This is a genomic window from Ideonella sp. P3_A4, assembly GCF_056403075.1.
The window spans coordinates 1-4,332 of sequence record NZ_JBFUGE010000516.1; the positions used below are offsets into that span (position 1 = coordinate 1).

The following is a 4,332-nucleotide window of genomic DNA, read 5'->3' on the forward strand; positions in this document are numbered from 1 at the left end:
CGGTGAAACCAGTGCTTGCGCAGCGCATCGGTTTCGATCACCTGGTCGGCGGCCAGCATCTGCTTCACTCGGGCCTCGTAGCCGGCGAAGACGCCATTGGCCACGTCTTGCCGGATCTTGCTCGGCCACGCGTTGAACGCATCCCGGTCGGCCGCAGCCACCACGTTCGCATTGATCAGCGAGGTGCCGCCGAGGCCACTGCCGACCAGCACATCCATCGTCTGGCCGAGGCGGTAGTCGAACAGGCCGAACGGCGTCAGGCCGCCGCGGAACTGGCCGAGCACGTCGATCATCGACGAAGGGAAATCGGCCGGCGGCCACTCGCGCCCGCGCTCCAGCAAGGCAAGCCGTCGCCCAGGTGCCAGGCGTGCTGCCATCACCGCTCCGCCATAGCCCGAGCCGATGACGACCACGTCGTAGTCCGACGCCATCTGCGACAGCGAGCGGGCCAGCGCCTGGCGTTTGGGCGCTGCGGCGGCGGTGGATGGCAGGCAGCCACTGGCCGCGATGGCACCAAGCGCGCCGACCAGGCGGCGGCGTTGTTCGACAGGCGTGCTCATTTGGAAGGCGCTCCTTTTTCCTGCAACGCGCGCTGGGGTTCGTGGCCACTGTCCAGCGTGCCGGCGACCCAGTCGCACAAGGGAAACACGAGGTTGAAATTGCGCTGCAGCATGTGCGGCGGGTCGTGGTGCAGCCGGTGCAGCCTGGCCAGCCAGCGCACGCCCGGCAGCCTGGCCACCGGCCACTGCGGCGGCACGTGGTAGAGAAAGTGCAGCACCTCGTACAGCAGGTAGTAGCTCATCGAGGTGGCGAAGAACAGTGCGCCACCGGCCGTGCCGAGCAGCAGCGTGGCCAGCACGCCCAGCAGCGCCGCGATGCCGCCGAAGAAGAGCAGCAACACCGGCGGGAATAGCACCGCATGGAAGTCGCGCGTCGACTCGAAGGTCATCGCCTTCGTCGTGAAGTAGCGGTGGTGCCGGCTGCTGTGGCGCAGGTGCAGCAAGGTCAGCCCACGCACGCGGTGGTGCATCGGCCCGCGATGCGCCAGGTACTCGACCACATTGGCGATCAGCAGCGTGGCTGGCACGACCCAGAAGTCGGCTGCCCGCCAGGTACGTGAGGCCAGCAACAGCGCCGCAGCAATGACGGTTGGGCCGACCACTGCCACCAGCGCCACGTGCCGCCAGCCCGAGTAGCCGGCGGGCAGTACTTCGCTGCGGTACTGGTCGCGAAAGCGCTGAACGCCGTCTTCCGAGGGCTGCTGCATGGTCGATCCCAATGCGATGGAATCCTCGTAGCGTCGGTCCGACCCACCGGTTCGTCTTGTCTTTTCGCGCCACTGCGGGTCGACCCTAGGGTGTCGGTTTTTCGACGGCGGCGCTGAGCCCTTCGTGCTCACCCCTCGGGCTGGTTTGGCCGGGTGCATGCCCGCCAAAGCGCCGTGGCATCAGGCTCGGCCAGAACGGCAGGCGCGGCGGCCAGGCGCCAGACGGCTGTCAAGGCAGATTCACTGCCGCTGCCTAACCTGAGCTGGCTGTCATCACCTGCGAGGCCCGCCATGAAACCGTCGGCGTCGACCTGGACCCCATCGGTCGCACTCGAAGCGCCCCACGGCGCCTCGCTGCATGTGTCCTTTTCCCCGCTGGCCGTTTCTCAGGCGTCCCGGCGCGTGGCGGGCTACTTCGTGGCCTCGCCCTTGCAGTACCTGGCGGCGCGCCAGATCGCGGCCCAACACGAGGCGGGCGCGACGCAGGTGCTGGTCTGGTACCAACCCGGTGTGCAGCCGRTCGTCCGCACGCAGGACTGGAACGCCACGATGTACATGCCCTGGCCACGGTGGGATCCGTTGCCGGGCCCTTTCGGGCGCCATCGCCGCCTGCACGACAACGTTCGCCGCGTGGCCAAGCTGGTGGGCCATGCGGACGTGCTGCACCTGCACAGCGCGGTGTTCGACACCGAGGCCATCAACTACTTTTTGCATGCCCTGCCCCGCCTTTGCGGCGCGCGGGAAATGCACGCCCGCATCGTGCCCGACGGCATCATCAACGTCAGGCGCTACCCGCTGTCGGCCACCAAGCAAGCGCTGATGCGCTTACGCGACCTTCGGCGGCTGGTGGCGCCGGAGCTTCGCTACACGCCGTTCTCGGGCGACCGCATCGGCTCTGACGCGCCCTTCTGCGACCGCGTCTACGTGCTGCCTGGGCTGCCGCACGAATACCCCGCCCACAAGGTCGTCACCTTGCCGGCCATGGCTCAGCGCGCGGTCGTCGATCCAAGCCAAGCCCGCGCCCGATGCGCGCTGGTGGTCGGACAACCCTTGGTCGGCACCCGCTTGTTGGACTCGGCCGGCCTGTCGGCCGTGACCTCGCGGATGCGCGACTGGCTGCGGGAGCACGACATTCACCACGTCGTCTACAAGGCGCATCCCAAGGACCCGCATTCCGAGCTGTTCGTGGCCGGCGACGAGCAGGTTCAGCTGGACGAGCCGTTGGAGCAATGGATGCCGCGCCAAGCGTTTGCGGCGGTCGTTGGCGTGCGCTCCACGTCCTTGTTGCTGGCCCGCCAGATCTACGGGCCCGGCACACAGGTGCGTGCGTTCGGATGGGACCGTGTGCATTTCAAATCCGACGCCGAGCGCCGCTCGATGGAGCAGGCGTTCAAGGTGGTGGGTGTGCAGATCGACGCCGGCGCCTGAAGATGGTAGTCGCCGAAGGGCCACCGGCTCAGACCAACGCTTCGCCATTGCCCATCGTCTGCCTCGCCATCGGCGACATGGACGGCATGGCCGACGTCTATCTGGCCAGGCTGCACGGCATGCTGACGCGCCACTGCCCTGCACCGTTCCGCCTGGTCTGCTTCAGCGATCGTGACCGCAATCTGCCACAAGGCGTAGAACTACGCCGCTGCGACAGCTGGACGGAGCTTCGCCGCGAGGGCATGCGCGCCACGACCATGAAGCTAGGCCTGTTCAACCCAGCGTATGTCGAATTCGAGCGCCTGCTCTACCTTGACCTGACGCTGGTGATCCGGCGCGACATGGGCGGCTTGCTGCAAGAGGCCTTCGCCACCCCGCACGGACTGACGATCGTCAACGATTGGCACCACGAGGGATTCAACTCCAGCGTGATGTCGATTCGCCGCGGTGCCCTGTCGGTGATCTACGAAGCCTTTGTGAACGGCGAGCGCTTCGACCAGCGCGTGCCCGGCGACCAGGACTTCATCAACGGCGTGGTGGCCTCGCATGGCCTGCAGGAAGCCGTCGGCACGTTCAGCGCCGGCACGGTGGAAAGTTTCAAGCGCCTGATGCGGCTGGCACGCCGCTCGCCTGCGCACGCGCGTGAGGCGCTGAGCACCAGCACGATCGTCAAGTTCCACGGCCAGCCCCGCATGCAAGACGTGTTCGGTCGCTGGCCCTACCTGTGGCGCGTTCGGCTCAAGGAACTCGCTCACGGCCACTGGCGGCCGGCACTGCCGGTAGACGAACTGCGGCAGGCCTGGGGCGGAACGCCCGAAGGCGCGCGATGACAGCTCGCCGCCACCGGCTTCTTATTCTTCGCGGGGCTCCGTATCCATTTCAGGCCCGACGACGAGATCTTCGTCCAGCTCGTCGAGCTGATCGTCGATCGTTTCGAAACTCACAGGCTCGTCGTCCGCCTCCAACGGCCAAAGCTCGACGACGCCATTGCTGTTGAATACGAGCTGAACGCTGTGGCTCTTGCACAGCTCATCCAGGTCCGCGAGGAAGGAGGTGGCCTGGGTGCTGAGTGAATCTGACATGGCGGCCTCTGATCTCAGTTGAGGAGGGCCTACTTTGGCTTGGTTGGGTGACGGTGCTGCGACACATTCGCCGACCATCGAGGCGACCGACCCGTTGCAAGGCATCAGCCGCGCCCTCGCCCGCCGCGCTTCCAAGCGCGCACAGCCTGATCCCATGCGCGCAGTCGTTCGTCCAATGGCTCGGCATTGGGGCCGGACGTGGTGGCGATCAGCTGGTCGAGCAGGATCTGCTGGTCCGTGCTCATGCGCTGTGGAAATATCGGCGAGATGCGGATCACCTGATCGCCGCGTGGACCACGGCGCTCGACCGGAAAGCCGTGGCCACTCAGCCGATAGCTAAGTTGGTCGCGTTGCAGTTGAATCGTCTGCAGGCCCTCGAGGGTGGGCACGTCGACAGGCCGGTTCGCGATCCACGCGAACCCATCGACCGGGACGTCGCACCGAAGCGTGCCATCTTTGTCGAGCTTGAAGAGATCACTCTTGCGCACAGCGACGCGAATGCTCAACTCGCCGGACAGCGAGCCTGCTCTGCCGTGACGTCCGTCCACGCTGAGC

The 4,332-nt window shown here is 66.6% G+C and carries 5 protein-coding genes and 1 pseudogene; 2 read left to right on the forward strand and 4 right to left on the reverse strand.

What is annotated here, in order from left to right; all coding sequences use genetic code 11:
- Together AC1DYI_RS27945 and AC1DYI_RS27950 are read right to left on the reverse strand one after the other, a co-directional pair.
- Positions 1 to 560 (reverse strand): annotated as a pseudogene (locus tag AC1DYI_RS27945) (hypothetical protein); the annotation flags it as partial.
- On the reverse strand, positions 557 to 1,267 hold the full coding sequence (locus AC1DYI_RS27950; protein WP_477207387.1) for a sterol desaturase family protein: 711 nt from the start codon (positions 1,265 to 1,267) through the stop codon (positions 557 to 559). The pseudogene AC1DYI_RS27945 and the gene AC1DYI_RS27950, both read right to left, overlap by 4 nt.
- Before the next feature lie 291 nt (positions 1,268 to 1,558).
- Here AC1DYI_RS27950 and AC1DYI_RS27955 point away from each other — a divergent pair, with 291 nt between their 5' ends.
- Together AC1DYI_RS27955 and AC1DYI_RS27960 are read left to right on the forward strand one after the other, a co-directional pair.
- Positions 1,559 to 2,695 carry a polysialyltransferase family glycosyltransferase gene (locus AC1DYI_RS27955; RefSeq protein ID WP_477207388.1) on the forward strand — a complete coding sequence of 379 codons (1,137 nt, stop codon included), beginning with the start codon at positions 1,559 to 1,561 and terminating at the stop codon, positions 2,693 to 2,695.
- Positions 2,696 to 2,742: 47 nt separating this feature from the next.
- On the forward strand, positions 2,743 to 3,525 hold the full coding sequence (locus AC1DYI_RS27960; protein ID WP_477207389.1) for a glycosyltransferase family protein: 783 nt from the start codon (positions 2,743 to 2,745) through the stop codon (positions 3,523 to 3,525).
- Between the two features lie 21 nt (positions 3,526 to 3,546).
- On the opposite strand, the gene AC1DYI_RS27965 is transcribed toward AC1DYI_RS27960, so the two are convergent.
- Together AC1DYI_RS27965 and AC1DYI_RS27970 are read right to left on the reverse strand one after the other, a co-directional pair.
- On the reverse strand, positions 3,547 to 3,777 hold the full coding sequence (locus tag AC1DYI_RS27965) for a hypothetical protein (RefSeq protein ID WP_477207390.1): 231 nt from the start codon (positions 3,775 to 3,777) through the stop codon (positions 3,547 to 3,549).
- A 104-nt stretch (positions 3,778 to 3,881) separates the two neighbouring features.
- Positions 3,882 to 4,332: DnaJ C-terminal domain-containing protein (locus AC1DYI_RS27970; protein WP_477207391.1), on the reverse strand; the 451-nt coding region annotated here is incomplete at its 5' end.

Coding starts and splice junctions, on each gene's coding strand:
- AC1DYI_RS27965 (WP_477207390.1), bottom strand. CDS start 3,777: ATGTCAGATTCACTCAGCACCCAGGCCACCTCCTTCCTCGCGGACCTG.
- AC1DYI_RS27950 (WP_477207387.1), bottom strand. CDS start 1,267: ATGCAGCAGCCCTCGGAAGACGGCGTTCAGCGCTTTCGCGACCAGTAC.